Here is an 895-nt window from a genome sequence, read left to right on the forward strand (position 1 = left end):
TAAATACCATTACGCTAATTACAATCTTCATTAGATTAATTCGTCCACCTCCTCCTTCAAGTTCAATACTACTCAAAATACTTAGAGAGTCATTCAGTTGCTCATTCCAATTACTCTGTTCTTTATCAACATGATATAAGCCTGGCTTATATGGCTTCTGTAATTCTAATAAATATTTTTCCAATTCCTCCCACTGTTCGTTCGAATAACTTTGCATAGCTAACTTTATTATCTTTGCATCATTAGTTGCGTAGGATAAAGGAATAGGGTTGAAGTCTAGCCAATGTGCTAAATCGTCATTAGTTGAGGCAGTATAGAGCGCAACTGTTGGTACTCTATCGCCAATAGACACATTTTTTAATGAAGTACATTTCATTATTTTGACTACTGGGAAATGACCGTAACCTTTAGTTAAATTTGTATTAACTGCAATGAGAGTAGGATAAGTATCTACAACAATACCTCCATTTGAATCTCCACTTAGAAAATGCTCCTTTTTATTTACCCAGTAATAAAGGTTCATCACTACTGCAATAACAGTAACTAAGAAATACATAACATCGATTACCATCGTAGCTAATAATGAGCAAACCAGAAATAGTGTCAATAAGCCTACGAGCATTTTATTATGACAAAACCATACCCATTTATTTAGCTCTGTATTAACGGGATTTGAAGCGATGCTATTGTCATCGACTGTATAATTATTGCTCATTTAATATCTCGCTCATCAAACCGCTCATCAAATTTGGTGTGCAACTAAAAAGAGATATTAGATTACTCTAACGGCTCTCTTATAAACTAAAAATTTAGTTTATACTTAAATTACAGTAAACTCTTTATAGACATAACAATCTCAGATATGTAGTTAGTCATAATAAGACTCTTTAATCAT

Annotated in this window: 1 protein-coding gene; it reads right to left on the reverse strand. The window is 32.6% G+C overall.

Annotated elements, in window-relative coordinates; all coding sequences use genetic code 11:
• The coding region (locus tag ACS8FC_RS15750) for a DUF3239 domain-containing protein (protein WP_439297462.1) at window positions 1-715 on the reverse strand (715 nt) is incomplete at its 3' end.
• Between the last annotated feature and the right edge of the window lie 180 nt (window positions 716-895).

The sequence above is a fragment of the Psychrobacter sp. 1Y4 genome, from assembly GCF_051847555.1.